This is a genomic window from Mesorhizobium sp. M4B.F.Ca.ET.017.02.2.1 (assembly GCF_003998955.1).
In the GTDB taxonomy this organism is placed as follows: Bacteria; Pseudomonadota; Alphaproteobacteria; order Rhizobiales; family Rhizobiaceae; genus Mesorhizobium; species Mesorhizobium abyssinicae.
Map to the genome: position 1 here is coordinate 1 of NZ_RZOF01000573.1, position 1,985 is coordinate 1,985.

Below are 1,985 nucleotides of genomic sequence, written 5' to 3' on the forward strand. Positions count from 1 at the left end.
CGTCTGGACGCCGCAGCGGCCCATGCCGGTATCGCACTCAACCAGCACCTGAAGCGGGTGACCGGCATCGGCAAAGGTCGCGGCAAGACCTTCCAGCGTCTCCTTGCTGTCCGCCGTCACCGAAAGCGTCACCCGGCCATGCAGCGCCTTCAGCCGCTCCAGCTTGGTGCGCCCGAGAATGTTGTAGGGGAGAAAAATGTCGGTCAGGCCGGCATCGGCCATCACCTCGGCCTCGCCGATCTTCTGGCAGGTGATGCCGACCGCCCCGGCCGCCACCTGCTTCTTCGCCCAATAGGGCAGCTTGTGGGTCTTGATGTGCGGCCTGAGCTTCAGGCCATGACGATCGGCATGCGCCTGCGCCTTCCTGATGTTGGCTTCGGCGCGTGCGGCGTCGATCAGGATCGCCGGCGTATCGAGGTCGTCTATGCTTGGCATGAGATTGTCACCACCACAAAAACCGGTCGCGTTATGGCCCCGATCCGGCCGGATGTCACGAGGCCAGAGCCGTCGGTTTGCGTCGACAGCCGACCGGCATTGAGCTATTCGGATTGGCAGATTGCAGCAGTCAGCGGCCGGAAGGAAGGGAACCCATGAAGCGCTCCAAAATCAACGACATCATCCGCGAAGCCGACGCCTTCATCCGCTCCTTCGGTTATATCATGCCGCCCTTCGCCTATTGGTCGCCGGAAGAGATGAAGGCGCATAAGGGAGACTCTTCGGCGATCTTCACCTCGCGCCTCGGCTGGGACATCACCGACTACGGCCAGGAGAAGTTCGACGAGCTCGGTCTGTTCCTGTTTACCGTCCGCAACGGCCGCTACGAGGACATGAAGCTTGGCATGGGCATGCTCTATGCCGAGAAGATCATGATCTCGCGCAAGGACCAGCTCTCGCCGATGCACCGCCACAACATCAAGGCCGAGGACATCATCAACCGCGGCGGCGGCAAGCTGGTGCTGGAACTGTTCATGCACGACCGCGACGGCGGCATCGATCCCAAGGCCGAAGTGTCGGTGCCGGTCGACGGCACCATCCACAGACTGCCGGCGGGCGGGCTGTTGAAGCTCGATCCGGGCCAGAGCGTCACGCTTTTGCCCGGCGTCTGGCACGCCTTCTGGGCCGAGGGCAAGGACGTGCTGATCGGCGAGGTCTCGACCGTCAACGACGATCTGACGGACAATGTCTTCCGCGAGCCGATCGGCCGCTTCTCCAACATCGACGAGGACGTCGTGCCGCTGCACCTCCTGGTGTCGGACTACGAGAAGTGGGTGGGGTAAGAAATCAGCCCAGCGAGCCAGGTTTCGGTTCAAAAGTATTGTGAGTCGGCGCTGCCCCTCATTGCCCTGCCGGGCATTTCTCCCCGTATAGTGACGGGGAGAAAGGACTTGTCGCGTGGGGTTTCGCCAACCGCAGGCGCGGCTATGGCCTTCTCCCCGTTTACGGGGAGAAGGTGCCCGAAGGGCGGATGAGGGGCGGCGCGCCAGGTTCCAGTATCTGCCGCTACCGCGCATGCTTGTCCGCCTTGCGGTTGCCGAGCAGCAGTTTGCGCTCGAGATGCGCCCTGAGCTCGCCGTAGTAGGCCGTGAGGAACGCCCTGGAATCCGGCGCTTCGATCGTCACGCCGATCTTCTTCCCGATCATTTCGGCCACTGTCTTCAGCGCGAAATAGTCGTCGCGGCGTAGCACTTCTTCCAGCTTGTGCAGTTCGGCGATGCCGTAGGCATCGAGTTGGGCCGAGCTGAAACGGAAACGGGCGGCGACCGGGTCCTGCCTGCGCGACAGGTCTTCGACCAGCTTCAGCTTCGGCGCTTCGACCACCCAGGTTCCGGCGAGCAGGTCGCCGATGCGCAGGCGGTCGCGGTTGAACAGCGGGAAGAGCGCGAAGAGCAGCGCCCACGCCAGCCCGAAAATGGTCGTCAGCGTGTCGGCGACGCCGGCGCCGCCGCGCCCGGCGATGATCGACAGCGGCAGGAAGATCTCGATCT

At 63.4% G+C, this 1,985-nt stretch carries 3 protein-coding genes; 1 reads left to right on the forward strand and 2 read right to left on the reverse strand.

Annotated elements, in window-relative coordinates:
- Positions 1-435: alanine racemase (locus EN738_RS33885; RefSeq protein WP_189606118.1), on the reverse strand; the 435-nt coding region annotated here is incomplete at its 3' end.
- A 155-nt stretch (positions 436-590) separates the two neighbouring features.
- Between EN738_RS33885 and EN738_RS33890 the strand changes: the two genes are divergently transcribed.
- The gene (locus EN738_RS33890; RefSeq protein ID WP_127287325.1) at positions 591-1,277 is read left to right on the forward strand and encodes a D-lyxose/D-mannose family sugar isomerase; all 687 of its coding nucleotides are present in this window, start codon (positions 591-593) and stop codon (positions 1,275-1,277) included.
- A gap of 223 nt (positions 1,278-1,500) precedes the next feature.
- Here EN738_RS33890 and EN738_RS33895 read toward each other — a convergent pair.
- On the reverse strand, positions 1,501-1,985 hold a 485-nt coding region (locus EN738_RS33895; RefSeq protein WP_145967037.1), incomplete at its 5' end, for an RDD family protein.

Excerpts from the sequence above, each read along its gene's own strand:
- EN738_RS33890 (WP_127287325.1), top strand. The coding sequence starts at position 591 with ATGAAGCGCTCCAAAATCAACGACATCATCCGCGAAGCCGACGCCTTC.